We start from the raw sequence: 442 nt of genomic DNA, 5'->3' as shown, positions 1-442 counted from the left end.
CCAATACGTTGAGCCAGCCAACCGGCTGCGGAAAGTCTGATTTGATGAAGGTGATCGTTGTCGGTGCGGGTATTGCCGGTCTCTCGACGGCGTGGTCGCTGGTCAAGGCCGGCCACAGCGTTTCGATCGTCGAGCAAGGGCCGATCCCAAACCCGATGGCCGCGTCGGGCGACCATCATCGCATCATCCGCCGCGCCTACCGCGCGGGGACCGGCTATGGCCGGCTGATCACCGAAGCCTACCAGGCCTGGGACGAGATGTGGGCCGATCTCGGCGAAAGCCACCTCGATCCCAGAGGATTTGTCTGCATTTCGCGCGAGCCGGGCGACGAGGCCGAGGAATATCGCGAGGGCCTGGAAGAAGGCAATTTTCCGTTCGAATTGCTGGAGCCCGATGCTGCGGTGAAGCGCTGGCCGTTCCTGGAAGCCGGGTCGTTCCGCTA

At 63.3% G+C, this 442-nt stretch carries 1 protein-coding gene; it reads left to right on the top strand.

What is annotated here, in order from left to right; all coding sequences use genetic code 11:
* Positions 1–44 precede the first annotated feature (44 nt).
* On the top strand, positions 45–442 hold a 398-nt coding region (locus tag EN906_RS36905; RefSeq protein ID WP_164777741.1), incomplete at its 3' end, for an FAD-dependent oxidoreductase.

This window comes from Mesorhizobium sp. M7A.F.Ca.CA.004.06.1.1 (assembly GCF_003999135.1).
In the GTDB taxonomy this organism is placed as follows: Bacteria; Pseudomonadota; Alphaproteobacteria; order Rhizobiales; family Rhizobiaceae; genus Mesorhizobium.
The sequence above is the reverse complement of the archived record's forward strand: the minus strand, read 5'-3'. Positions and strand labels throughout refer to the sequence as shown.